Genomic DNA, 24,466 nt, shown 5'->3' on the forward strand with positions numbered 1-24,466 from the left:
CCTCACTCATCCCCCATCTTCAGCGCTGCAATAAACGCTTCCTGCGGGATTTCGACCTTGCCGAACTGCCGCATGCGCTTCTTGCCTTCCTTCTGCTTGTCCAGCAGCTTGCGCTTGCGCGAGGCGTCGCCGCCATAGCACTTGGCGGTCACGTCCTTGCGCAGCGCCTTCACCGTCTCGCGGGCGATGATGCGCCCGCCGATGGCGGCCTGAATCGGGATCTGGAACATGTGCTGCGGGATCAGGTCCTTCAGCTTCTCGCACATGACGCGGCCGCGCTTTTCCGCCGCCGAGCGGTGGACCAGCATGGACAGCGCGTCGACCGGCTCGGCATTGACGAGGATCGACATCTTGACGAGATCACTGTCGCGGTAATCCGTGAGATTATAGTCGAAGGAAGCGTAGCCCTTGGAGATCGACTTCAGCCGATCGTAGAAATCGAAGACGACTTCGTTGAGCGGCAGGTCGTAGGTGATCATCGCACGGTTGCCGACATAGGTCAGCTCGGTCTGGACGCCGCGCCGGTCCTGGCAGAGCTTCAGGATCGAGCCGAGATATTCGTCCGGCGTCAGGATCGTCGCCTTGATCCATGGTTCGCGGAATTCGGCGATCTTGACGACATCGGGCATGTCGGCCGGGTTGTGCAGCTCGATCTCGGTGCCGTCGGTCATGGTCAGCTGATAGACGACCGAGGGAGCCGTCGCGATCAGGTCGAGATTGAATTCGCGTTCCAGGCGCTCCTGGATGATTTCCAGATGCAGCAGGCCGAGGAAGCCGCAGCGGAAGCCGAAGCCGAGAGCGGCGGATGATTCCATTTCGAAGGAGAAGCTGGCGTCGTTGAGGCGCAGCTTGCCCATGGCCGAGCGCAGATCCTCGAAATCGGCGGCATCGACCGGGAACAGGCCGCAGAAGACGACCGGCTGAGCCGGCTTGAAGCCCGGCAGTGCCTGGGCGGTCGGGCGCTTGTCCTCGGTGATGGTGTCGCCGACGCGGGTGTCGGCCACTTCCTTGATCGAGGCGGTAATGAAGCCGATCTCGCCGGGGCCGAGGCTTTCGACGGTGAGCATTTTCGGCGTGAGAACACCGACGCGCTCGACCTGGTACTTCACGTCCGTGCCCATCATGCGGATGGTCTGGCCCTTGGTCATGACGCCGTCGATGATGCGAACGAGAACCATGACGCCGAGATAGGTGTCGTACCAGCTGTCGACCAGCAGCGCCTTCAGCGGTGCCTTTTCGCCACCGGGGCTCTTCGGCGCCGGCAGCTTATGCACGATGGCTTCGAGAACATCGGGGATGCCGAGACCGGTCTTGGCCGAAATCAGCACGGCCTCGGAGGCGTCGATGCCGATGACCTCTTCGATCTGGTCCTTGATGCGGTCCGGTTCGGCGGCAGGCAGGTCGATCTTGTTGAGGACGGTGACGATCTCGTGGTTGTTGTCGATCGCCTGATAGACGTTGGCGAGCGTCTGCGCTTCCACGCCTTGGCTGGCGTCGACCACCAGCAGCGAACCTTCGCAGGCCGATAGCGAGCGCGAGACTTCATAGGCGAAGTCGACGTGGCCGGGCGTGTCGATCAGGTTGAGGATATAGGTCTCGCCATTGTTGGCCTTGTAGTGCAGACGCACGGTCTGGGCCTTGATGGTGATGCCGCGCTCGCGCTCGATCTCCATATTGTCCAGCACCTGTTCGGACATCTCGCGTTCAGCAAGGCCGCCCGTCGTCTGGATCAGACGATCGGCCAGCGTCGATTTGCCGTGGTCGATATGGGCCACGATGGAGAAGTTGCGGATGTGCGAAAGCGGAGTGGTGGAATTGGTGCTCATGCGCGCCATATAGCAGCGCCGCCCCGCGCCGCAAAGCGGAAAAGCAGGGTTTTGTTAGGGATATCCGCATGGCCGCAGGCATTTGGGGTTGCCGTCACAATCGGTGGCATAATCCGGCTTGATTCCATCATTGGATCATGTATTTCTCTTATAGTAGAAATTCGATGCAAGTGATGTGCTGATGATGGATGACGATCTGGAAATCGCGATTGGCGCGCGCATCAAGCAGTTGCGCATCGCCCGCGGAATGACCCTGGACGAGCTGGCAAATGCCTCTGCCGTCAGCCGGGCGATGATCTCGCGCATCGAGCGAGCGGAGGCAAGTCCAACCGCTTCGTTGCTCGCCCGGCTGTGCGCCGCACTCGGCCTGTCGCTCTCGAGCTTTTTCGCCGAGGAGGAAGAGGACGTTTCGCCCCTGGCCAGGAGCGACGCCCAGCCAATCTGGCGCGACCCGGAAACGGGATATGTCCGCCGCGCGGTCTCGCCGGCCGGCACGCAATCACCCGTCGATCTCGTCGAGGTCACCTTTCCCGCCGGCGCCCGCGTCAGCTTTCCGCCGAATGCCGCCAGCCGGGGCATGAGCCAGCATGTCTGGCTGTTCGAAGGCGAAATGGAAATTACGGTCGGCGAGGCCGTGCATCGCCTCATGCCCGGCGACTGCCTGTTCATGGGCATCGGCGATGGTCACGTCTTCCACAATCCCGGCGACGAGCCGGCGCGCTATTGCGTCGTCCTTGATCGCCCCAGGTCATAATCCAAGGATAATTTCATGCCCGATATCCGTCTTCTCTCTGCTTCAGAAGCTCGCACTGTTTCCGCCGAACTCTGCGAGGTGCTTGCCGATTGCGTCAATGGCGGTGCTTCCGTCGGCTTCATGCAGCCCTATGGGCCTGATGATGCCGCGCCCTATTGGCGGGGGGTGGCCGACAGTGTCGAGGCTGGTGCGACCCTGCTGCTCGTCGCCGTCATCGAGGGCAAGGTGGTCGGCACCGTGCAGATCGGCGCGGCGCAGATGCCGAACCAACCGCATCGCGGCGATCTGAAGAAATTGCTGGTGCATCGGTCCGCTCGCGGCAAGGGCCTTGCCCGCCTGCTGATGGAGGCAGCGGAGCGCGAGGCGGCCAAGCACGGCAAAACCCTGCTGGTGCTCGACACGGCAACCGGCAGCGACGCCGAAGCCATCTATCCCCGCCTCGGCTGGGAGCGCGCCGGCGTCATCCCCGATTATGCCCTGTGGCCGCAGGGCGGGTTCTGCGACACGACGCTCTTCTACAAGCGGATCGCTGTGTAAGTTTCAGCGTGAAAACGCGGCAAGGGCGTCTTCCAATCTCGCGCCTGGCGCCCAATGCATCGCCTTCCAGCCGAATTGCCGCGCTGCTTCTATGTTGGCGGGATAATCGTCGATGAAGGCGATTTCGCTGGCGTCGATGCCGACGCGCTCCGTTGCCAGCCGGAAGAATTCCGGAGCCGGTTTCTGGTATCCGAGCATGGCGGAATAGAAAATCCCGTCGAAATGGGAGGAGAGCCCGAGATTCTCCATCAGATACGCCGCGCGCCGATGTTCCTGATTGGTCGCCAGGAACATCGGGATACCCGTTGCCCGCAAAGCGGCGAGATCGGCAAGAAGCGCCCGATCCAGCCGGGAATCGTTTTCGAACCAATAGTCGATCAATGCTGTGGCGCTAAGTCCGGGTGCGATCTTCGCTAAGACGCTGGCGAGCCGGGGTTCCAGGTCCTCACGGCCTGTGACGATGTTGCCCCAGTGGGTCTGGAAGAATTCCTTCTGGATCAGCTCGCGACTAAGGCCGAGATCGCGTTCCAGATCGGTGAAAAGGTGCAGGCCATCACTGGGCCTGCCATGAACCAGTACGCCGTCGACATCGACCATCAGGACTTTCATGCTGCGCGACTCTCCCAATTGACGCAAAGGCAGGAGGAAGGTGCCGTCGTTTCCCGTCGCGTTCAAGGGTGCAGGCCGCTCTTTTTTCCTGACTGCGATCCATGTAAGCCTTGGGGCTATCCAGTAAACTTCGCAGGCGAGGGGGCCGATCATGCGTGTCATTTATTCGGAAGATCACAAGCTGAGGGACGCCAAGACCGAGCTGCATGACGGCCAGCTGGTGACGCCCTTCGAAGCGCCATTCCGCGCCGAATGGATTCTGGCGGCGGTGAAGGAAGCGGGTTTTGTCGATGTCGTGGCGCCCGAGGCACATGGGCTGGAGACGGCGCGCAAGGTGCATGATCCCGCCTATCTCGATTTTTTGGGCACGGTCTGGGAGCGTTGGGTCGCGGCCGGTTACAAGGGCGAGGCGATCGCCAACTCCTTTCCGGTGCGCCGCACCAGCCAGCGCGTGCCGGAAAACATCGTCGGCATGATCGGTCATTATGCCAATGCCGCCGATACCTCGATCAGCAAGGGTTCTTATGAAGCGGCGATCGCCTCGATGCGCTGCGCCCTCACAGGGGCCGATTGGCTGCATGCCGGCAATCGCTTCGCCTTTGCGCTCTGCCGCCCGCCCGGCCATCACGCCGGTTTTGATCTCTTCGGCGGCTATTGCTTCATCAATAATGCCGCCGTCGCGGCGCAGCGCCTGCGCGATCACGGCGCGAAGAAGGTGGCCGTGCTCGACGTCGACTTCCATCATGGCAACGGCACGCAGGACATCTTTTATCAGCGCGGCGACGTCTTTACCGCTTCGCTACATGGCGACCCCATCCACGCCTTTCCCTATTTCCTCGGCCATGCCGACGAGGAGGGCGAAGGCGAAGGGCTGGGTGCCAACCGCAATTATCCGATGCTGCGCGGCACGTCCTGGACTGTCTGGTCGGAAGCGCTTGTTGATGCACTCACCCGCATCAAGGCGTTTGGCGCGGAAGCGATCGTGCTGTCGCTCGGCGTCGACACTTTCGAACGCGATCCGATCTCCTTTTTCAAGCTGACCTCGGAGGATTTCATCCGCATCGGCAAGCTTGTCGCCGGCGCCGGCCTGCCGGTTCTCACCTGCATGGAGGGCGGCTATGGCGTGCCGGAGATTGGCCTGAATGTCGCCAATGTGTTGAAGGGCCTGGAAGCCTGATACGCTCCTATCAGGGCGACTGATCCAACCGATGAAAAGTTTGAATTTGCGCCTCCATCGCTTGCCGTCTACAAGCCGCGCAGGACGGGAGCGACCATGGACCAGAAGATGATCGAGAGCGGCACGGATGGTGGCGCGGTGCTGATGCCGCATCCCGATGTGCCGGCGTCTTCGGGTGGTGTTGGTGCTGGCGTCCTCATGTGCCTGCTGTCTATGTGCTGCATCCAGTTCGGCGCGGCGCTGTCGTCCTCCGCCATTGCCACCTACGGACCGGCCGGGGCGACATGGCTCCGCTTGTCTTTCGCTGCGGTCGTTCTGGCGATCATCGTCCGGCCGAAGGTCATGCGCTACAGCCGCGCGCAGTGGCTCGGTGCGCTGACACTCGGTACCGTGTCGGCGCTGATGACGCTGTCCTTCTTCTCGGCGATCGAGCGCATCCCCTTAGGCCTCGCCGTTGCCATCGATTTCCTCGGGCCACTGCTGGTGGCAACTCTCGGCTTTGGTTTAAGCCGCCAGCTTGCCTGGCCGCTGATTGCCGCTATCGGCGTGCTCCTGCTCGCCTATGATGGCGAGGGGTGGGTCGGCAATCTCTCGGGCATATTATTTGCCTGTGGCGCGGGCACCGGCTGGGCCTGCTATATCCTGCTGACGAAGAAGGTCGGCAGCGTTTTTAGCGGCTTCGAGGGTCTCTCGATGTCGCTGATCATCGCCGCCATCGTCGCGACACCCTTCGGCTTTGCCTCCGCCGTTCCGCATTTGACCGGCTATGGTTTCATTGAAATGGCGGGTTTGGCACTGCTCGTGCCGCTTCTGCCTTATGCGCTGGAAATGGTGGCGCTGCGGCGCATGCCGACATCCTCCTTCGGCATTCTCATGAGCCTGGAACCGGCGATCGGTGCTGTCGCCGGCTTCGTCATCCTGACGCAGCCGCTGACCCCCTCGCAGATGTTCGGTACGGGACTTGTCGTCGCCGCCAGCATCGGCGCGACGGTCTTTGCTGCGAGAGCCTGAGGTTTACGGCTTCTTCGCCGGATCATCCACCGCCGGATTGTAGAACAGCGACAAGGTCAGGCTCTTGGCGATGCGCTCGGCCGTTGCCATGAACCAGACCTTGGCTTCGTCCGTCGGGGCTATATCGTCGAGCGTCTGGGAAAACAGCACCAGCCATTCTGGAAACAGATCGGGCGCGATGCCCTGGACGCCGAGATGGGCCTGTACCGGCTTGCCGCCATAGGCGCCATTCTTGAAGGCGACGGAGGACCAGAAGCGTTTCATCTTGTCCATATGGTCCGGCCAGCGCCCGGCCAGGCGGCCGTCGAAGACCGGGCCGAGCCGGGGATGCGTTTGGATGCGGCCGTAGAACGTATCGACCAGCCGGTCGATGAAGGCCGCGTCGATGCCGATGCGCGTCATCTCGGCCTCCGCCCTTTCGCGGATGCCGGCCAGATGGGCGGCACGGCCCTGTAGGTCATTGTCCATGTCATGCTCCTGGCCCCGTCGCACGCAAGTTTTTTCTGCGGCACTGGGCTTGTGTCGGCTCCTATGTACGCCATTTCCCTGCGCAACCAAGTGTCTCATGCTGCCGTCGCAATAATCTGGCAAAGTCACCACGCCCGTTTCGCTGTCAGCTCGCCTTAAAACGGCATCTCCTGCTTCGGGATCATGCCTTTGCGCTTGACCCATGCACTCAGCCACTTTAGAATTAGAATAATTCTAAAGATGGAGATTTTGATGTTGCTCGGTTTCTTCCGCTCGCCGAAGCGTTCCTTTGCCTCTTTGTCCGAACAGGAAATTCTCGCCGTCGCCATTGCTGCTGAAGAGGACGATGCGCGCATCTTTCTTGCATATGCCGATACCCTAAGAGCCCAGTATCCCGACTCCGCCAAGGTGTTCGAGGATATGGCCGAGGTCGAGGACACCCATCGCAAGACGCTGATCGACATGCACCGCCGGCGTTTCGGCGAGCGCATCCCGCTGATCCGGCGCGAGCATGTCAGCGGTTTCTACGATCGCAAGCCGGATTGGCTGCGCAAGAACCTGTCGCTCGACGCTATTCGCCAGGAGGCGGAAGCGATGGAGCAGCAGGCCTATAATTTCTATGTCGAGGCGGCCAAGCAGGTCTCGGATGCATCGACGCGCCAGCTTCTCGGCGATCTTGCGCTTGCGGAGCAGGGGCACGAGGAAGTCGCCCGCATGCTGGGCGACAAGCACACGCCGCAGTCGGTCAAGCAGGAAGAAGACGCCAGCGCCCACCGCCAGTTCGTGCTGACCTATGTGCAGCCGGGCCTTGCCGGCCTGATGGATGGTTCCGTCTCGACGCTGGCGCCGATCTTCGCGGCCGCCTTTGCGACGCAAAACACATGGCAGACCTTCCTCGTCGGCCTGTCGGCTTCCGTCGGTGCCGGCATTTCCATGGGCTTTACGGAAGCTGCCCATGACGACGGCAAGATTTCCGGCCGCGGTTCGCCGATCAAGCGCGGCCTTGCCTGCGGCATCATGACGGCGCTCGGCGGCCTCGGCCACGCGTTGCCCTATCTCATTCCGCATTTCTGGATGGCAACCGTCATCGCCGCCATCGTCGTCTTCTTCGAGCTCTGGGTGATCGCCTTCATCCAGAACAAATATATGGAGACGCCGTTCCTGCGCGCCGCCTTCCAGGTCGTCGTCGGTGGTTCGCTGGTGCTGGCGGCGGGCATATTGATCGGAAATGCCTGAAACCGGGCGGCAAGAGCGATTGGAAAAGCAAAGGGCCGGCAGATATGCCGGCCCTTTTTATATGGGTTTGGTTTTCGCGGGCCTTATTTGACCGAGCCGACCAGAACGTCGGTGCCGTTCTCGATGGTGACCCAGCGGCCTGCATTGAAGCTCGCCTGGCGCTTCAGGTAGGAATAGGGAGTCTTGTACCAGACCTTCACCTCATCCTCGAGATTGTCGAGAATGTAGTCGCCCTGCTTGGTGCGCAGCGTCAGCACCGCATGGCCTTCGCCATCCGGCTTGCGAACGACGGTCATCAGGAGGTTGGCGGCGGAAACGCCCTTCTGCATGAGAAGCTTGCGCTTCAGGAGAGCGAAATCCTCGCAGTCACCTGCGGTCTTCGGATATTCCCAATATTCTTCCTGGCCGTAGACTTCCATGTCGGTGGCCGGCGTGATGGTCTTGTTGACGCGCAGGTTCACCTGATTGACCAGCGCCCAGGTGTCGGCGTTGAGGTCGACCGGGCCGGTGTTGCGGGTCGGGCCGCACTCGTCGGTGTGGCGCTCGCAAAATTCATAGTGTCCAATAGGCTGGGAGGTGACGTTGCCGATAGCCATCGACGCGGTCTTCTGCGGGGCCGGCATGGCCGACGACGACATGGCAACTATAGCCGCAAAGGCAACGAATACGCCCTTAATACGCACGCCCACTATCCTTGTATCGTCCCTGCATTTGTTAACAAATTGTTAATGTAGGGGGGTGCGTAAAGTCAATCGTTACTTAAGTGTTAACGGCGGAACCCGGCCATATGGTTAATTTCAGCACAATCAAAGGGATAGTTGCCACAATTGAATGCTTCTTGTGATTATCGAGATGTCGCGCGAATCCGGCCCGGCGAGCGGGCTGCTCGCCGATTTTGATCATCTCTATCTATCTGTTTTTATGGAAGATTATTCAGCGCCAGGGTCTCTGCCGCGACCAGCATGCGCTCGATATCCTGCGGCCGGGACAGGCGATGATCGCCGTCGCGCACAAGTGTTAACACCACGTCGTCGGCTGGCAGGTGCTCGACCAGTTTTAAGGAATGGGCGAAGGGCACATCCTCGTCCTGCATGCCTTGCAGGATATGGACCGGGCAACCGGTCTCGACGATGCCGGTCAGAACGCGATTGGTACGGCCGTCCTCGATGAGGGCGCGCGTGAAGATATTCGGCTCGGAACTATACTCCGAAGGCTCCTCGAAATAGCCGCGCTCGGCCAGCGATCTGCGCTCGGTGTCGGAAAGGTTCGGCTCGATGAGATCGATGGTGAAATCCGGGGCGGGGGCGATCAGCACCAGGCCGTGGATGACGGGCGCCTTCTTTTGCTTGCGCAACTCCTGGATCAGCCTGAGCGCGATCCAGCCGCCCATCGATGAGCCAACAAGGACGATGCGCTTCGGCTTGGTGTGGTCGATGACGGCGAGCGCCTCTTCCAGCCAGCGCGAGATCGTCCCGTCGGTGAACTTGCCGCCGGAGCGGCCGTGGCCCGAATAGTCGAAGCGGATGCAGCCGAGACCGAGCCGTTCGGCGAGCGCATCGAGTTCCAGCGCCTTGGTGCCGCTCATGTCGGAGCGATAGCCGGAGAGCCAGACGAAGGTGGCACCCTTCGCGCCCTTCTGGGCTGCGCGTTGCTGTATGGCGATCTGCCGCTGATCGTCGCCGGCGCCCACGGAAAGGAAGGTCGGCTCAAGGCTGGCTAGTGCTTCGGACATCAAGAAACTCCCGGAATTTTCCGCTCCTTAAAGCAGATTCGCGCGCATGTGGCCCCAAAAATTCTCTCGATCTTTGCAGGCATCCTGTGCTATCCGAGCTTATTACTGTGTCCTTTGCGCATCTTGAGACTGCGCGGCATAGTAATGACGCGCGGGAGGTGCTTTTTTCCTGGCGCCATGCTATTGACTTCAACACAGCTTTTACGACATTTCCGTCAGTTGCGCCGACGGGAGCGAGAAGCTGCAGCTATCCGTAACAATTCGTGGAGAATACGACCATTCGCAGACCCTTTAAAACTGATGCGCCCGTGAAGGATGGGCCGCGTTCCAACAGGGAAATTCGCGTTTCCAAAGTTCAGCTTATTGCTGCTGACGGCCAGAATTTGGGCGTCGTCCCGACCGACGAGGCGTTGAGAATGGCAGAGGAGGCCGGCCTCGATCTCGTTGAGATTTCCCCCAATGCTGAAGCACCTGTGTGCAAGATCCTCGATCTGGGCAAGCTGAAATACGCAAACCAGAAGAAGGCGGCCGAGGCACGCAAGAAGCAGAAGATCGTCGAAGTCAAAGAAATCAAGATGCGCCCGAACATCGACACCCATGACTATGAGGTGAAGATGAAGGCAATCGGTCGTTTCTTCGAAGAAGGCGACAAAGTGAAAGTGACCTTGAAGTTCCGTGGCCGTGAAATGGCCCACCAGGAACTCGGCATGAAGCTTCTCCAGCAGGTCAAGGAAGACACGGTTGAGATCGCCAAGGTCGAAGCCGAGCCCAAGCTCGAAGGCCGCCAGATGATGATGGTGCTTGCGCCAAAGTAAGGCGCGGGCAGAGTTTAGAGGTCGGAGCCGTCCATTGGGCGGCTTTTTCCTTTTTATGCCCTGGGGTTGATGCCTGTCATCGATCTGCAAAGATTCACGCGTCTCGCCCGTTGCACTCTAAAGCAACTGCGGTTATAAGCGCGCGTCCGAACTGACCGGCAGGGCATGCCGTGGCAGTTCAGAATGCTGGTGGGATGGTTCATCACCGTATCCACCGTTCAACAACAAACGCTCCGGCACCTTGTCGCAGCCCGGCCCAGCCGGATCTGTGGGAAGGGCTTTTTAACAAAGCGCGCCAGGAAGCATCGAAGGAGTAGCAAAATGCCCAAGATGAAGACGAAGTCCTCTGCCAAGAAGCGGTTCAAGATCACCGCGACCGGCAAGGTCAAGGCAGCCGCTGCTGGCAAGCGCCACGGCATGATCAAGCGTAGCAACAAGTTCATTCGCGATGCCCGCGGTACCATGGTTCTCGCAGAACCGGATGGTCGTAAGGTTATCAAGAATTACTTGCCGAACGGTCTCTAAGACTATTCGTAACGCTATAGACTAAGGAGATCATGAAATGGCACGCGTAAAAAGAGGCGTAACCTCGCACGCCAAGCATAAGAAGGTTCTGAAGCAGGCTCGTGGATTCTACGGCCGCCGCAAGAACACCATCCGGACCGCCAAGGCCGCTGTCGATCGTTCCAAGCAGTACGCTTATCGCGACCGCAAGGTTAACAAGCGCAATTTCCGCGCTCTCTGGATCCAGCGTATCAACGCTGCCGTCCGCGAGCACGGCCTGACCTATGGCCGCTTCATCGACGGCCTGACCAAGGCTGGCATCGAAGTCGACCGCAAGGTTCTGTCCGACATGGCAATCCATGAGACGGAAGCTTTCGGCGCGCTCGTCGCCGCCTCGAAGAAGGCTCTGGAATACCTCAAGGACGCCGGTACGAAGAACGAGTTCGAAGCAGCCGTTAACTAACGCCGCTTCGCACGTCTTTCGTAAATTCATTATGAAACCCGCGCTGGCGAAACCGGCGCGGGTTTTGTGTTTTGCAGCATATGCTTTCCATCGTGTCAGGCGGTCCTGTCGGGCGGAACCCCGGAAAACGGATCGTGCATCGGGCGGCAAGTGCCAAGCACCGCTTTCTTGGCGGCTTTTTGTCATTTGCCCGGTTGATTGGCCGCTTGCACATGGGTAGTGATCTGCAGCGCCTCATCGTTGCCACAAGCTTTATGATGCATGCGTTCATCCATTATTCCGCGGACTGAGCGGCGTTCCAAGCCCGCCGCCCGCAAGGCAGGACCAGATGACGGAACTCGTAACACTTGAAACCCAACTCATGGCCGAGGTGGCCGCGGCGACCGACGAGCAGTCGATCGAAGCCGTGAGGGTCGCCGCGCTCGGCAAGAAGGGCTCGGTTTCGGAACTGCTGAAAACGCTGGGCTCGATGTCGCCGGAAGAGCGGCAGACACGGGGCGCTGCGATCAACGCGCTGAAGAACTCTGTCACCGACGCCATCAACGCCCGCAAGGGCGCGTTGAAGGATGCCGCCATCGATGCGAAGCTGAAGGCGGAGACGGTCGACGTCAGCCTGCCGGTGCGTTCTTCTCCGGCTGAACGCGGCCGCATCCATCCGATCAGCCAGATCGTCGATGAGATCACCGCGATCTTCGGCGATATGGGCTTCTCGATTGCCGAAGGCCCTGATGTCGAGACCGACTATTATAACTTCACGGCGCTGAATTTTCCCGAAGGACATCCGGCCCGCGAGATGCACGACACCTTCTTCTTCCAGCCGGATGAGAAGGGTGAACGCAAGGTGCTGCGCACGCACACCTCGCCGGTGCAGATCCGCACCATGGAAGCGCAAAAGCCGCCGATCCGCATCATCATCCCCGGCAAGACCTATCGCCAGGATAGTGACGCCACGCATTCGCCGATGTTCCATCAGGTCGAGGGCCTCGTCATCGACAAGACGGCGAACGTCGCCAATATCCGTTGGGTGCTGGAAGAATTCTGCAAGACCTTCTTCGAGGTCGACAATGTGACGATGCGCTTCCGCCCGTCCTTCTTCCCGTTCACCGAGCCCTCCTTCGAGGTCGATATCCAGTGTGACCGTTCCGGCCCGATCGTCAAGTTCGGCGAGGGCACCGACTGGATGGAAATCCTCGGCTGCGGCATGGTGCATCCGAACGTGCTGCGCCATGGCGGCCTCGATCCGGATGAATATCAGGGCTTTGCCTGGGGCATGGGCCTCGACCGCATCGCCATGCTGAAATACGGCATGCCGGACCTGCGCGACTTCTTCAACGCCGACGTCCGCTGGATGAACCATTACGGCTTCCGCCCGCTCGACATGCCGACGCTGTTCGGCGGCTTGAGCGCGTAAGCAAGGATCGATGACATGAAATTCACACTCTCCTGGCTGAAAGAGCACCTGGAAACAGACGCCACGCTCGATGAGATCTGCGCCCGCCTGACGATGATCGGGCTGGAGGTCGAAGATGTCGACGACAAGGCGGCGTTCAAGCCCTTCGTCATTGCCAAGGTTCTGTCCGCCGAAAAGCATCCGCAGGCCGATCGCTTGAAGGTGCTGATGGTCGATACCGGCGCCGGCAAGCCGATCCAGGTTGTCTGCGGCGCGCCGAATGCGCGTGCCGGCCTTGTCGGTGCATTTGCCGCGCCCGGCACCTATGTTCCCGGCATCGACGTGACGCTGGCGGTCGGCAACATCCGCGGCGTCGAAAGCCATGGCATGATGTGCTCCGAGAAGGAGCTGGAAATCTCCGACAGCCATGACGGCATCATCGACCTTCCGGAAGATGCGCCCGTCGGCACCAGCTTTGCCGCCTATACCGGCATTGATGACCCGATGATCGAGATCAACCTGACGCCGAACCGCCCGGATTGCACCGGCGTCTACGGCATCGCTCGCGATCTCGCCGCCTCCGGTCTCGGCACCTTGAAGCCGCGCGCCGTTCCGTCCTTCGCTATCGAGGGCGAGACGCCGACGGACGTGAAGATCGAGCTTGACGACGCGCGTCTTTGCCCAGGCTTTGCGCTCCGCCTCGTGCGCGGCGTCAAGAACGGCCCGAGCCCGAAATGGATGCAGCAGCGTCTGCAGGCGATCGGCCTTCGCCCGATCAGCGCGCTGGTCGACATTACCAATTACATGACCTTCGATCAGGGCCGGCCGATGCACGTCTTCGACGCGGCCAAGGTCAAGGGCAACCTTGTCGTTCGCCGGGCCAAGGACGGCGAGACCGTGCTGGCGCTCGATCAGCGTGAATACAAGCTTGGCCCGAACAATGTCGTCATCGCCGATGACAACGGCATCGAGTCGATCGGCGGCATCATGGGTGGCGAGCATTCCGGCTGTGATGAAAACACCGTCGACGTACTGATCGAATCCGCCCTCTGGGATCCGATGAACATCGCCAAGAGCGGCCGTGGCCTCGGCATCATCACCGACGCTCGCTACCGTTTCGAACGCGGCGTCGATCCGGAATATATGGTCCCCGGCCTCGAACGCACCACCGAACTGGTGCTCGCCTGCTGCGGCGGCACGGCCGCCAAGGCCAAGGTTGAGGGCTATAAGGGTTATGACGCCAAGATCGTCGATTTCCCCTTCTCCGAAGTCAAGCGCCTGACCGGGCTCGACGTCTCGACGGAAGAGGGCAAGTCGATCCTGACGAAACTCGGCTTCTTGGTTTCGGGCTCCGGCGAGCGCGTCTCCGTCGCCGTTCCGCCATGGCGCTCCGACGTCGACGGCAAGGCCGATCTGGTCGAAGAGATCATGCGTATCCACGGCGTCGACAACATCAAGCCGCAGCCGCTCGCCAGCCACAATGTCGTCAACGGCAAGATCCTGACGGTGTTGCAGATCCGCACCCGCACGGCCAAGCGTGCGCTCGCCTCGCGCGGCATGCTGGAAGCCGTCACCTGGTCGTTCATCTCGGAAGATCAGGCCAAGCTCTTCGGCGGCGGGTCGAACGCGCTGAAGCTTGCCAACCCGATTGCCGCCGACATGTCCGACATGCGCCCGTCGCTGCTGCCGGGCCTGCTCTCGGCCGCGCAGCGCAATGCCGACAAGGGCTATGGCGACGTCGCGATCTTCGAAGTCTCCGGCACTTATGAAAACGACCGGCCGGAAGGCCAGCGCCGCGTTGCCGGCGGTATCCGTCGCGGCACGGCGACGCTCGCCGGCGCCGGCCGTATGTGGTCGAACGCCGCCAAGGGCGGCGGCAAGCCGGTCGATGTCTTCGACGCCAAGGCCGATGCGCTGGCGGTGCTCGAAGCCTGCGGCCTGCCGATGGGCAATATCCAGATCGAGCAGGGCGGTCCCGCCTGGTATCATCCGGGCCGCTCCGGCACGATCAAGATGGGTCCGAAGGTCGTGCTCGGCTATTTCGGCGAATTCCATCCGAAGACGCTGGAAGCGCTCGACGTTGCCGGTGCTCTGGCCGGCTTCGAAGTCTATATCGACGCCATGCCGGAACCGAAGAAGAAGGCGACACGCACCAAGCCTGCGCTGGAGCTCTCGCCCTTCCAGGCCGTCAAGCGCGACTTCGCCTTCGTGGTCGACAAGTCGGTGGAAGCCGGCACCATCATCCGCGCCGCCACCGGCGCCGACCGCAAGCTGATCACCGGCGTCAATGTCTTCGATATTTTCGAGGGCGCCTCGCTCGGCGAGGACAAAAAGTCGATCGCCATCGAAGTCCAGATCCAGCCGGCCGAGCGCACGCTCACCGACGAGGATTTCGAGGCACTGACGCAGAAGATCGTCGCCAATGTGACGAAGACGACGGGTGGGGTGCTGCGGGGGTAACGAACCTCACCTTCTCCCCTCGGGGAGAAGGTGAAACGCTACCGATGCAGATGATAGACCTTGTTCACCACACTCCACCGGCCATCGATCTTCACCAGCGACAGATAATCCGAAAACCTCATCCCGGCGAATTCGTCGACGACCTTGACGCTGGCCGCATCGCCTTCGATGTCGATCAGTTCGATCTCCATCAGCGGTATTGTGCCGGGCGGGGCACTGCCTTCTTCCACGATGGCCGCGATGAATTCGTCGCGGGTCATCCACTCCACAGCACCTTGATAATTGCCGATGATCGCCGCGCGTGGATGCAGCGCTTTGCGCAGCGCTGGCTCATTCGCGAATGCCATGCCATCGACATAGAGATGAACAACCGCGCGGATTGCCTGCTCTTCCGACATCTCGTCATTCCTCGCTTGAGTATCCGGTAAATTAGCACAGACGTCCCCGACTGGCAAAAAGAAGGGCGGCATGATCGCGAGGATGTGACGAGTGCTATTCCACGAAGACCCGCACGCTGGCGGCGCGGCCGGCGGCGTCGATGACGGTCAGCGTTGAATAGCCGGCGCCGTCGGGCACCCATTGGTTGGTGCGGCGGCGGGAAAGATCGGGCAGCGGCTTGCCGTTGGCGAGCCAGCGGAACGGCGCACGTCCGCCCTGCAGCTTCAGCGCCAGCGGCATGATCGAACTGGCGCCGCCATTGGCGCCGAGATCGACGCGCGCGCCCTCCGGCGGATAGACGATCTGCGGTGCCGGCTCGCGGCTCGATGCCGATAGCAGGCCGGCCGCGGTGACGGAAAAGCGCCGCTGGCTGATCGGCAGTTGGGTAGCGGAAATACGAACGGCGCCCATGGGGGGTGAGGGGAAGGGTGTGATGGCCACACCCGATTTGGCGAAGGCCTCGAACAGGATGGGGGCCGCCGAAACGTAACCCGCCAATCCGGGTACCGCGCCATTATCCGGTCGACCGACCCAGACGCCGAGCACATGCGCCCCGTCATAACCGATCGACCATGCGTCGCGATTGCCGTAGCTGGTGCCGGTCTTGTAGGCGATGCCGAGCTGCTTGCTGCCGCGCGGTGCAATGATATCGGACAGAATGTCGGTAATGTTCCAGGCCGCCACCGGCTCCATAAGCGGCTGGCCCTCGATCGGTCCGGGCTGGTCCTGAATGCCGTCGCCGATCCGCATCGGCTTGCCGCGATTGGCGAGCCCCGCATAGAGCTGTACCAGATCCTTGAGCGTGATACCGGCGCCGCCAAGGCCGATGGCAAGGCCCGGTGCCTCATTCGGCGGCAGTACCGGCTTCACCTCGGCGCGGCGGAAGCGCACCAGCAGCCGCGTCGGCCCGACGGCGTCAAGCAGGCGCACGGCCGGCACGTTCAGCGATAGTTGCAGCGCCTCGCGCACGCTGACGTCGCCCTGGTAGGTCATGTCGAAATTGCGCGGACGGTAGCCGTAGAAATCGGCGGGACGGTCCTCGATGATGGTTTCCTGGGCGACATATCCCTCTTCGAAGGCAAGGCCATAGATGAAGGGTTTTAGCGTCGAGCCGGGGGAGCGCAGCACGCGGGTCATGTCGATCCAGCCGGAGCGGCTGGAATCGAAATAATTGGCCGAGCCGACCTCGCCGACGATTTCGCCGGTCTGGACGTCGGCCATCACCATCGCAACCGAGACCTTCGGCCCAAGCCGTCTCGCGGCCTCATCGGCGACGGCTTCCAGGCCCTGCTGGATATCCCGGCGCAGTGTCGTGTGATGCTGGATAACGCCCGGCTGCTTGCGCAGCGCCATCTCGGCCAGATGCGCCGCATAGGCGGGCAATTGCCGACGCTTGGCCGGCACCGGAACGAGGGCTGCCCGCTCCGCCTCGCCATCACCGACGACATCGACAACCGCCGCGCGGGCGAGCACGCGCTTGCGGGCAGTTTCGGCACTGGCGAGATTGCGGTCGGGGCGGCGCCTTTCCGGCAATTGCGGCAGGGCAACCAGCAGGGCCGCCTGGGCGATGCTCAACTGCCGGGGCTCCTTGCCAAAATAGGCGAGGCTTGCGGCACGCACGCCCTCCAGATTGCCGCCATAGGGCGCATGCGTCAGGTAGAGGTCGAGGATCTGTTCCTTGCTGAGCCGTCGCTCGATCTGGATGGCGCGGGCGATCTGCAGCAGCTTGGCCGTCACCGATCGCTCGCTGCGCGGCTCGATCAGACGCGCCACCTGCATCGATAATGTTGATCCGCCGGAAACGATGCGACCATGGGTGACGAGCTGGAGGAAGGCGCGGCCGAACGCCATCGGATCGACGCCGTGATGGTCGTAGAAACGCCGGTCTTCATAGGCGACCAGCATGCGCAGGAATTGCGGATCGACATCGCCGACATCGGTCTTCAGCCGCCAGCGCCCCTCAGGTGTAGCAAAGGCGCGCAGCAGGTTGCCATTGGCGTCGAGCACCTCGGACGAGACGACGCCGGCTCTGTCCAGCGGCGGCGGAAAGGCGCGGTCTGAGGCGACAAGGCCAAAAGCCAGCACCGCCACCGAGAGGGTCGCCGCACCAAGACCGATCGCAATTTTCCACCGCGCCTTCATGACCTCTTCTTACTGCTGCTGCGCCGCCTGAACCTCCATGCGGCCCATCGCCGTGCGGGCCGAGAACTGCGGACGATACATGTCCTCGACGCTTGCGGCCGGATGGTCGTAGGTGCCGGGGGTAACGGCGCGCACGACATAGGCAAGGCTCAGATCGCGGCTGCCCCACGACTCGTCGAAGGCAGCGACGAAACGGTCGTTGCGGAATTCGACATGGGCCGGCTGCACCTCGCTCAGCCAATCGAAGTTCGATAGCTGCGCGCTGTTGACGATGCTCGGATTGTCGATCTCGAAGCCGGCGGGCAGGAGGTCGGTCACGAGAATGCGCGAGGTCCAGCTGTTGGCTCCCGTAATATGCAGCACCACGACGTAGCGCTCGTTCTGCTGCGCCTGGGTGACATTCGCCTCCTCGCCGTCGAGCGTGTAATATTTGCGCTCAATGGTGAAGCCGTTGCCGCCGGCCGGTAGCGGCGATACCGGGGCCGCGACCGTGGTCACGGCGGCCGCCAATGGCTGGCGGGTGGTGTTGGTAACGGTCAGCGGATGACCGATCAGGGCGTCGCCGCTCATCTGCGCCATATAGGTGCCGGTATGGGCCGCGCCGTTGACATCGAGCGTCAGGCCGTCATCGCCGTTCTGCAGCGCGCGGGCGGCAAGCAGCATCCAGGTCTGTTCCTGGGTGCTGGTATAGGTCTTGTTCTTCCACTCGTTGGCGACGACGGTCGACAGCTCCGGAACGATTGGAGGCACGGGGCGGCTTTCGGCCGCCAGCGCCAACACGGCCGCACCGTCACGCAGCGACGAGCCGTAGTCCGAGCGGGCGAAGCTGACCTTCGTCACCGTCGCCTGCTGCGACATCTGCAGCGAGTCGACGAAGATGTTGCGCGAACGCTGGGCATCGCCATAGAGCGCAAGGGCGGCCGCCAGATGTGCCTTGGAGAGCGGCGTCGGGAAGTCATTCAGCATCGTATCGGCGTAGTAGCGAAGATCGCTGATCGAAGCCTTCTTGTTGCGGGCAAGCACATAGAGCGCATAGGCGATCTCGTTGCCGTTATCCTTGACGTTGGTGTTGGCGCTGAGCGCGTTCTGCAGGTTTTCCAATGCCTGCGCCATGGCCTGATCCGGCACCGTGTATTTCTGCTCGCGGGCGCGGGTCAGGAAATCAGTGACATAGGCGTCGAGCCAGAGATCGCCGGAGCCCGGACCCCAAAGGCCGAAGCTGCCGGTGGAGGACTGGTAGGACATTTCGCGATAGATCGAGTCCTGAACGCGTTGGCGGATTTCCGTGTCGTCTGCCAGGCCGTTCTTGATGGCCAGATCACTGAAATAGAGCAGCGGCATCGCGCTGCTGGCCGTCTGCTCGGCGCAGCCATAGGGATAGTGGCTGAGGCTCATCAACAAGGCCGGCACGTCAAAGGCGCCGGAGCGGCTGACATTGACGCTGACCGAAGCGCCGGGCAGCACGCTGTCGGCGAGCAGGTCGGCATTGATGGTCAGGCTCTTTCCAGGCGCCAGCGAGACGAGCCGCCGTTCGGTCACCGGCAATTGTGCCGGGCGGACGGGGAGGTCAAGAGATTGATCGAGCGACAGTCCGGAAGCGCCGGACAGGTTGATCGAAACCGTGCCGGCCCCCGGCTGTCCTCCGGTCAAGGGCAGGGTGATGTCGTATTTGCCGCCCGGCTGCAGATTGATCGTCTGCTGGGTGGCGCTGGCATCGACGGTGACCGCCGCATTGCCGGTAACCGCCAGTTTGTAGTCGCCGGCGGGGGCATCGGTATTGGCGATATCCAGCCGCAGATTGGCCTTGTCCCCCGGCGCGAGGAACCTCGGCAGGCTGGCGGTGACGACGACCGGATCGCGGATGATGACATCCTGCGTCGCATGCCCGACACCGGCCTTCGACCAGGCAACCGCCATCAGGCGCGCCGTGCCGTTAAACTGCGGAATGTCGAAGCTGATATTGGCCTTGCCGTCGGCATCGAGCTTGACCGGGCCGGAGAAGAAGGCGACCAGCTTTTGTGTCGGCGGGCTCGCCGCCAGACCCGCCTGTCCACCGTCGCCGCCGGTGCGCAGCTTGCCGGTCGCGCCGAGCGAGCCATCGATCAGGCGGCCGTAGATGTCGCGGATTTCAAGTCCGAGCTGGCGCTGGCCATAATACCAGTCGTCCGGTGCCGGCGGCTCGTAACGCGTGAGGTTGAGAATGCCGACGTCGACAGCGGCAAGCGTCACATAGGCATCCTCGTTCGCACCTGCTCCGGTCACCTGCACGGCAATGTTCAGCGGTTGGCGCGGCAGCGTCTTTGGCGGCGCATCGAGCTTGACCTGCAGCTTGCGTTCGCCGGGATCGACTGCCGCCCATTTGATGCCGATGGCGCGCATCGGCATGCGGCTTTCCTGCGCTTCGCCGGGTCGGAAGAGGGTGGCGGTCAGATAGGTGCCAGCACCCCAATCGGCGGTGACGGGAATATCGACTTCGCCGCCGGTGGCGCCGATATCGGCATTGGCAACCGAAATCAGCGTTTCGGAGCCGGCCGTCACCATCAACTGGCCGGCATAGCGCGAGGTCACCTTGAGCTTTGCCGTATCGCCGACATGATAGCTGCTCTTGTCGAGCGCCACTTCCAGCGCGTCCGGAGTTTCGGTCGAGGTCGAGGCGACATACCAGCCGGCATTGAACTCGACGCTGGATTCCGGGCCGTTCGTATCTGCTGTGTCCACTTCCAGCCGGTAGCGGCCCCAGGTGACGGGCACGGAGATTTCCGCGCCGTCAGTGGTGGCGTTGATCGTGCCGGTTGCGACCTGCTTGGTCGAGGTGATGGGTTCGTATTTCCAGCTATTGCCGTCGCGATACCATTGATAGTCGCGCTCGACGCTGAGCAGCTTCCAGGTCAGGCCCTGCATGGCCTGCTTCTGGCCGTTCTGGTCGATTGCGATGACATGGAAGGCGCCGAGGGAATTCTCACCGAGATCGCCGTCGAATTCCGGCTTGATGCCGATGCGCGGCCCATCTGCCCTGACCGGCAGCGTCAGCGAGCGCTCGACGGCGCGGCCGCCGGCTTCCTGCATCCGTACGGTGATGTCGGCGTTGAGCAATTGCGTGGTCGAGGGGGTGTCGTTGATGGTGACGTCGAAGGTCGTCTTGCCATCTTCGTCCAGCGCTTGCAGGTCCTCGAGCGGCACCTGCGAGCTCTCGGCCTTGTTGTCGCTGCTGCTGCTATCGCTGTCGTCGCTGGCATTTTGCCCGGCGCCCTCGTCGGCGAGGCCGAACTGATAGCCCTTGTAATCGTCGCTCTGGCGCGTCGGCTTCAGCGTCACTTCGCCTTCCAGGCTGAGACCGGCGGCTGGCGCACCATAGAGATAGCGCCCTTCGATGTTGACCGGCGTCGGCTTGCCGACTTCGATCGCCTTGGCGTCGCTCTTCATGTCGAATTCGGTGCGATCCGGCACGAAGTCGTCGACGAGGAAGGTTTGCGAGCCGATCGAGGAACCCTTCGGATCGGTATAGATGTTCATCGTCCAGCTGCCGCGCATCGCCGTCTGCTGCAGCGGCAGGTCAACATTATAGCCGCCGAGCTTGCCGCCGTCGGTAACGATGCGGCGATCCTCGACGCCGTCGGGGCGCAGGAAGACGAAGGTGAGCGGCAGGTTCTCGACCGCCACGGAGCTGATGTCACGCGCGAGCGCCGAGGCATGCACCGTCTCGCCGACACGGTAGATGCCGCGTTCGGTCCAGGCGGTAAGGTCGATCGCGCCCGGCGCGGTGCGGCCAGCGACGCCACGGTCGGAAAGATCGAAGCCGGCGCGGGTCATGTCGAGGAAGACATAGTCCTGATCGCCGTTCTGAGCGGTGATGACGGCCGGCGTCATGCCGGCGGTGCCGCGCATCAGGCCGGCGCTGAAGGTGGCGCGGCCATTGGCATCGGTCTTGGCGGTGCCGAGGATTTCGTTGTTTTTGGCGAGCAGTTGCAGCTCGACGCCGGCGGTCGGCTTGGCGCTGCCGAGCGAGCGGGTGAACACGTTCAGCCCATCCGTGCCGGCATAGGTGGTGATGCCGATATCGGAAACCACGAACCATTGCGTCGCCTGCGAATCCCACTCCTGGACGCTGCTATTCGGCGCGACGGCGGTCAGCACATAGACACCGGGCTTGCGCTTCGGCAGGGCTTCGTCGACCGGGAAGCTGGTGACGACATCCTTGTTCAGGTTCTGCTGGATCTCGATCGAACCCTGCCAGACCAGTTCGCCGCTGGTGTCCTGAATGGTCTGGGCGCCATAGCCGCTCATCTGCGTCAGGAATTGCGAATTATTCAGCAGTTGGGCAATGTTGCGGTCGCCGATGCGGTAGAGTTTCAGATTGGCCGTGGCGGTGTTGACCGAGACGATCGGGATGCCGCGGCGCGCGGTCGACGGCAGCACGAAATTGTCGCCGGTGAAGCGGATCGAAGCCGAGCGGTCCTTGACGTAGATGTCGACATTGACCTGCGTGGCGAGATCCTCATCGACGGAGGAGGGCAGGCCGGGGCGCAGCGAAATCCTGTAGCGCTGGCCGAAGTCGAGGCCTTCGACGCAAATCTGGTTGTCCTTGGCATCGACGCCCTTGGGGGCGGCGCCATTGACGGTGACGAACGGGGTGTAATCGACGCCGCTCTTCACCAGTTTTTCGGAGAACTGCACGCAGGCGCGCGGCGAGGCGTTGTCGTTATCCAGCGTGTTGCCGGAAACGCGGAAACCCTGGCGGGCCTTCAGGTCGTCATAGGCGGCCTGGACCGCGGCGGAACTCGTGAGCGCGAGGCTCGCCTTATAGGCGCTCAATGCCTGGCGGTAGTTCTGCGCATTTTGCAGCGAGGTTGCGAGCACGGCGAGTGCATCGGCGCGGCTCGAGGTCGTGCGGGAGAGCTGATAGCCGTTGAGCGCGGCATAGGCTGCCTGGGTTGCAAGTGATGTGTCGTTGGTCGTCGTATTGGCGGCGCGCGCCATCTCGATCCAGAGATCGCCATTGTCCGGCGTGAGCGACAAGGCACCCTGGAAAGCGTTCAGCGCGTTGTTGACATTGCCGGAGGTAATCTCGATGCGGCCAAGCGCGATCAGGCTTTCAACGCCTTGCCCCTTCAGCTCGGCGCCGAGCGTCAGCCGGCTTTTCGCATCGCGTGCGCTCTGGATGAAATTGTCGGAGAGGAAGGAAAGCGCGGGTGCCGCGCCGATATCCGGCTCACTGGCGGCGGCCGTCTCGACGATCTTGCCGGCGATGGCGCCTGCCACAGTGTTGAGCTGGTTAAAATCGGACTTCAGGAAGCACCATTTCACCTTGGGATTATAGGTGAAGGCCTTGCACGATTTGTCGCCGATGCAGGACGTCGAGCATTGGTCGAGCGTCACGTTCTGCTCGGTGCGCAGGTCGAAACCGTAGTAGTCGCCGTCCTGCGTGGTGACCACTTGTCGCTTGGTGTCGGCAGCCCCTGCCGGCATCAATGTGGTGAAAGTAGCGAGAAGAAAAGCGGAAAGCCCGATAAACGCGCGCATAGACATAAGTCCTCCCCAACGCTGCCGTTTTTGATTGGCCGCACTCTTCAAACTTCAGGTTGGTTTGTCAACCAAGCGTGGAGAAGTGAATGTGCGGTTTACGACTATGACGATCTATCTGGTGCACGAAATGACACGGACAAGGTGTGGCGCTCGTAGGATATGCTTTCACGGATACGAATTCTATCCCACGCTCCGCCGCATCGGTGCTGCCGCATAAAAGAAAAGACATCGGCCCGGAAACCGATGTCCTTATTACATGGTTGCATGTCGGATGCTTGACGACGTTGTCAGATATTCGTCATCGCCAGCGAAGCCTCGGTATATCGTTTTCCGGCTACCTTTTCGAGCGGCATGATATCGCTCAGCGCCTGCACTTCGGCAGCCGAAAGCCTGATGTCGGCGGCTGCCGCGTTTTGTTCGAGATGGTGCAGTTTGCGGGCACCGGGGATCGGCACGATATCGTCGCCCTGATGCAGGACCCAGGCGAGCGCCAGCTGCGCGGCCGTGACGCCCTTGTCCTTGGCGAGGGATTCGAGCTTGGCGACGAGGGCGGCGTTGGCGTCGAAGTTCTCATCCTGGAAGCGCGGCAGGCTGCGGCGGAAATCGTCCGTGGCAAGATCGTCCACCTTGCTGATCGCGCCGGTCAGGAAGCCACGGCCAAGCGGGCTGTAGGGCACGAAGCCGATGCCGAGTTCGCGGCAGACGGCAAGCACATCTTCTTCCGGGTCGCGGGTCCAGAGCGAATATTCGCTCTGCAGCGCGGCGATCGGGTGCACCGCATGGGCGCGGCGGATGGTGGCGGCTCCCGCTTCCGAAAGGCCGAGCGCGCGCACCTTGCCTTCCTTCACCAGATCCGCCATGGCGCCGACCGTATCCTCGATCGGTACATTCGGATCGACGCGGTGCTGGTAGAACAGGTCGATGACATCGGTGCCGAGCCGCTTCAGCGATGCTTCGGCCACCTCCTTCACATGTTCCGGCCGGCTGTCGACACCGACCATCGATGCCAGGCCCGACTTTGTCAGATCGAGCTTGAAGCCGAACTTGGTGGCGATGACGACGCGGTCGCGGACCGGCTTCAGCGCCCGGCCGAGCAACACTTCATTGGTAAAGGGGCCGTAGGTCTCGGCGGTATCGAAAAAGGTGACGCCAAGATCGACGGCGCGATGCAGCGTCTTCACCGATTCATTCTCGTCGGAAGCACCATAGCCGAAGCTCATGCCCATGCAGCCGAGGCCGACGGCGGAAACGGTGAGATCCTGTCCGAGTTTGCGGGTTTTCATTGTCGTATTCCTCTTGAACTTTGTTGCGTTCGGCGCCGACCAGGCTGGCCGTTCGTGTTGACGAGAGGAACGTAGGCTCCTCGATAATGAATGAAAAT

Annotated in this window: 19 protein-coding genes; 10 read left to right on the top strand and 9 right to left on the bottom strand. The window is 61.9% G+C overall.

Annotation, left to right across the window (positions count from 1 at the left end; translation table 11 throughout):
• Positions 1 to 2: 2 nt before the first annotated feature.
• Complete coding sequence (lepA, locus tag RRH01S_RS19465; protein ID WP_007692623.1) at positions 3 to 1,835, bottom strand: translation elongation factor 4; 1,833 nt, start codon at positions 1,833 to 1,835, stop codon at positions 3 to 5.
• A 175-nt stretch (positions 1,836 to 2,010) separates the two neighbouring features.
• On the opposite strand from lepA, the gene RRH01S_RS19470 reads away from it, so the two are divergent.
• Together RRH01S_RS19470 and RRH01S_RS19475 are read left to right on the top strand one after the other, a co-directional pair.
• The gene (locus RRH01S_RS19470; RefSeq protein WP_012650810.1) at positions 2,011 to 2,580 is read left to right on the top strand and encodes a helix-turn-helix domain-containing protein; all 570 of its coding nucleotides are present in this window, start codon (positions 2,011 to 2,013) and stop codon (positions 2,578 to 2,580) included.
• Positions 2,581 to 2,595: 15 nt separating this feature from the next.
• Positions 2,596 to 3,117 carry a GNAT family N-acetyltransferase gene (locus RRH01S_RS19475; RefSeq protein WP_012650811.1) on the top strand — a complete coding sequence of 174 codons (522 nt, stop codon included), beginning with the start codon at positions 2,596 to 2,598 and terminating at the stop codon, positions 3,115 to 3,117.
• Between the two features lie 3 nt (positions 3,118 to 3,120).
• On the opposite strand, the gene RRH01S_RS19480 is transcribed toward RRH01S_RS19475, so the two are convergent.
• On the bottom strand, positions 3,121 to 3,726 hold the full coding sequence (locus RRH01S_RS19480) for an HAD family hydrolase (protein ID WP_012650812.1): 606 nt from the start codon (positions 3,724 to 3,726) through the stop codon (positions 3,121 to 3,123).
• Positions 3,727 to 3,877: 151 nt separating this feature from the next.
• Between RRH01S_RS19480 and RRH01S_RS19485 the strand changes: the two genes are divergently transcribed.
• Positions 3,878 to 4,903 (top strand): histone deacetylase family protein, encoded by a 1,026-nt coding sequence (locus tag RRH01S_RS19485; RefSeq protein WP_012650813.1) that lies wholly within the window; start codon positions 3,878 to 3,880, stop codon positions 4,901 to 4,903.
• Positions 4,904 to 4,999: 96 nt separating this feature from the next.
• Positions 5,000 to 5,914, top strand: a complete 915-nt coding sequence (locus RRH01S_RS19490) for an EamA family transporter (protein WP_007692618.1) — start codon at positions 5,000 to 5,002, stop codon at positions 5,912 to 5,914.
• A gap of 3 nt (positions 5,915 to 5,917) precedes the next feature.
• Here the strand turns inward: RRH01S_RS19490 and RRH01S_RS19495 are convergent, their stop codons facing one another.
• Positions 5,918 to 6,382, bottom strand: a complete 465-nt coding sequence (locus tag RRH01S_RS19495) for a group III truncated hemoglobin (RefSeq protein WP_007692617.1) — start codon at positions 6,380 to 6,382, stop codon at positions 5,918 to 5,920.
• 252 nt (positions 6,383 to 6,634) lie between these two features.
• Here RRH01S_RS19495 and mbfA point away from each other — a divergent pair, with 252 nt between their 5' ends.
• Positions 6,635 to 7,618 carry an iron exporter MbfA gene (gene mbfA / locus RRH01S_RS19500; protein WP_007692616.1) on the top strand — a complete coding sequence of 328 codons (984 nt, stop codon included), beginning with the start codon at positions 6,635 to 6,637 and terminating at the stop codon, positions 7,616 to 7,618.
• An 83-nt stretch (positions 7,619 to 7,701) separates the two neighbouring features.
• On the opposite strand, the gene RRH01S_RS19505 is transcribed toward mbfA, so the two are convergent.
• Positions 7,702 to 8,301 (bottom strand): transglutaminase-like cysteine peptidase, encoded by a 600-nt coding sequence (locus RRH01S_RS19505; RefSeq protein ID WP_007692615.1) that lies wholly within the window; start codon positions 8,299 to 8,301, stop codon positions 7,702 to 7,704.
• 236 nt (positions 8,302 to 8,537) lie between these two features.
• Positions 8,538 to 9,350, bottom strand: coding sequence for an alpha/beta hydrolase (locus tag RRH01S_RS19510; RefSeq protein WP_012650817.1), 813 nt, complete (start codon positions 9,348 to 9,350; stop codon positions 8,538 to 8,540).
• Positions 9,351 to 9,628: 278 nt separating this feature from the next.
• Between RRH01S_RS19510 and infC the strand changes: the two genes are divergently transcribed.
• From infC to pheT, 5 genes are all read left to right on the top strand, one after another.
• Positions 9,629 to 10,165, top strand: a complete 537-nt coding sequence (gene infC / locus RRH01S_RS19515) for a translation initiation factor IF-3 (protein WP_174005636.1) — start codon at positions 9,629 to 9,631, stop codon at positions 10,163 to 10,165.
• A 321-nt stretch (positions 10,166 to 10,486) separates the two neighbouring features.
• On the top strand, positions 10,487 to 10,690 hold the full coding sequence (gene rpmI / locus RRH01S_RS19520) for a 50S ribosomal protein L35 (RefSeq protein ID WP_003544621.1): 204 nt from the start codon (positions 10,487 to 10,489) through the stop codon (positions 10,688 to 10,690).
• Between the two features lie 37 nt (positions 10,691 to 10,727).
• Positions 10,728 to 11,132, top strand: coding sequence for a 50S ribosomal protein L20 (gene rplT / locus RRH01S_RS19525; RefSeq protein WP_007692608.1), 405 nt, complete (start codon positions 10,728 to 10,730; stop codon positions 11,130 to 11,132).
• A 328-nt stretch (positions 11,133 to 11,460) separates the two neighbouring features.
• Positions 11,461 to 12,543 (top strand): phenylalanine--tRNA ligase subunit alpha, encoded by a 1,083-nt coding sequence (pheS, locus tag RRH01S_RS19535; RefSeq protein ID WP_007692600.1) that lies wholly within the window; start codon positions 11,461 to 11,463, stop codon positions 12,541 to 12,543.
• Between the two features lie 15 nt (positions 12,544 to 12,558).
• Entirely contained in the window at positions 12,559 to 14,982 is a 2,424-nt protein-coding gene (pheT, locus tag RRH01S_RS19540; RefSeq protein WP_012650820.1) for a phenylalanine--tRNA ligase subunit beta, read from the top strand.
• A 38-nt stretch (positions 14,983 to 15,020) separates the two neighbouring features.
• Here the strand turns inward: pheT and RRH01S_RS19545 are convergent, their stop codons facing one another.
• The 4 genes from RRH01S_RS19545 to RRH01S_RS19560 all read right to left on the bottom strand — a co-directional run bounded on the left by RRH01S_RS19545 (position 15,021) and on the right by RRH01S_RS19560 (position 24,368).
• Positions 15,021 to 15,380 carry a nuclear transport factor 2 family protein gene (locus RRH01S_RS19545; protein ID WP_007692596.1) on the bottom strand — a complete coding sequence of 120 codons (360 nt, stop codon included), beginning with the start codon at positions 15,378 to 15,380 and terminating at the stop codon, positions 15,021 to 15,023.
• Positions 15,381 to 15,474: 94 nt separating this feature from the next.
• Positions 15,475 to 17,562, bottom strand: a complete 2,088-nt coding sequence (pbpC, locus tag RRH01S_RS19550; protein ID WP_012650821.1) for a penicillin-binding protein 1C — start codon at positions 17,560 to 17,562, stop codon at positions 15,475 to 15,477.
• A 9-nt stretch (positions 17,563 to 17,571) separates the two neighbouring features.
• On the bottom strand, positions 17,572 to 23,088 hold the full coding sequence (locus tag RRH01S_RS19555) for an alpha-2-macroglobulin family protein (RefSeq protein WP_012650822.1): 5,517 nt from the start codon (positions 23,086 to 23,088) through the stop codon (positions 17,572 to 17,574).
• Between the two features lie 284 nt (positions 23,089 to 23,372).
• Positions 23,373 to 24,368 (bottom strand): aldo/keto reductase, encoded by a 996-nt coding sequence (locus RRH01S_RS19560; RefSeq protein ID WP_007693956.1) that lies wholly within the window; start codon positions 24,366 to 24,368, stop codon positions 23,373 to 23,375.
• Positions 24,369 to 24,466: the final 98 nt, after the last annotated feature.

It is taken from the genome of Rhizobium rhizogenes NBRC 13257, from assembly GCF_000696095.1.
Taxonomy (GTDB): Bacteria; Pseudomonadota; Alphaproteobacteria; order Rhizobiales; family Rhizobiaceae; genus Rhizobium; species Rhizobium rhizogenes.

What these genes read in the sequence shown, in the direction of transcription:
- lepA (WP_007692623.1), bottom strand. Translation starts at nt 1,835, where the DNA reads ATGGCGCGCATGAGCACCAATTCCACCACTCCGCTTTCGCACATCCGC.
- RRH01S_RS19470 (WP_012650810.1), top strand. Translation starts at nt 2,011, where the DNA reads ATGGATGACGATCTGGAAATCGCGATTGGCGCGCGCATCAAGCAGTTG.
- RRH01S_RS19475 (WP_012650811.1), top strand. Translation starts at nt 2,596, where the DNA reads ATGCCCGATATCCGTCTTCTCTCTGCTTCAGAAGCTCGCACTGTTTCC.
- RRH01S_RS19480 (WP_012650812.1), bottom strand. Translation starts at nt 3,726, where the DNA reads ATGAAAGTCCTGATGGTCGATGTCGACGGCGTACTGGTTCATGGCAGG.
- RRH01S_RS19485 (WP_012650813.1), top strand. Translation starts at nt 3,878, where the DNA reads ATGCGTGTCATTTATTCGGAAGATCACAAGCTGAGGGACGCCAAGACC.
- RRH01S_RS19490 (WP_007692618.1), top strand. Translation starts at nt 5,000, where the DNA reads ATGGACCAGAAGATGATCGAGAGCGGCACGGATGGTGGCGCGGTGCTG.
- RRH01S_RS19495 (WP_007692617.1), bottom strand. Translation starts at nt 6,382, where the DNA reads ATGGACAATGACCTACAGGGCCGTGCCGCCCATCTGGCCGGCATCCGC.
- mbfA (WP_007692616.1), top strand. Translation starts at nt 6,635, where the DNA reads ATGTTGCTCGGTTTCTTCCGCTCGCCGAAGCGTTCCTTTGCCTCTTTG.
- RRH01S_RS19510 (WP_012650817.1), bottom strand. Translation starts at nt 9,350, where the DNA reads ATGTCCGAAGCACTAGCCAGCCTTGAGCCGACCTTCCTTTCCGTGGGC.
- rpmI (WP_003544621.1), top strand. Translation starts at nt 10,487, where the DNA reads ATGCCCAAGATGAAGACGAAGTCCTCTGCCAAGAAGCGGTTCAAGATC.
- rplT (WP_007692608.1), top strand. Translation starts at nt 10,728, where the DNA reads ATGGCACGCGTAAAAAGAGGCGTAACCTCGCACGCCAAGCATAAGAAG.
- pheS (WP_007692600.1), top strand. Translation starts at nt 11,461, where the DNA reads ATGACGGAACTCGTAACACTTGAAACCCAACTCATGGCCGAGGTGGCC.
- pheT (WP_012650820.1), top strand. Translation starts at nt 12,559, where the DNA reads ATGAAATTCACACTCTCCTGGCTGAAAGAGCACCTGGAAACAGACGCC.
- RRH01S_RS19545 (WP_007692596.1), bottom strand. Translation starts at nt 15,380, where the DNA reads ATGTCGGAAGAGCAGGCAATCCGCGCGGTTGTTCATCTCTATGTCGAT.
- pbpC (WP_012650821.1), bottom strand. Translation starts at nt 17,562, where the DNA reads ATGAAGGCGCGGTGGAAAATTGCGATCGGTCTTGGTGCGGCGACCCTC.
- RRH01S_RS19555 (WP_012650822.1), bottom strand. Translation starts at nt 23,088, where the DNA reads ATGTCTATGCGCGCGTTTATCGGGCTTTCCGCTTTTCTTCTCGCTACT.
- RRH01S_RS19560 (WP_007693956.1), bottom strand. Translation starts at nt 24,368, where the DNA reads ATGAAAACCCGCAAACTCGGACAGGATCTCACCGTTTCCGCCGTCGGC.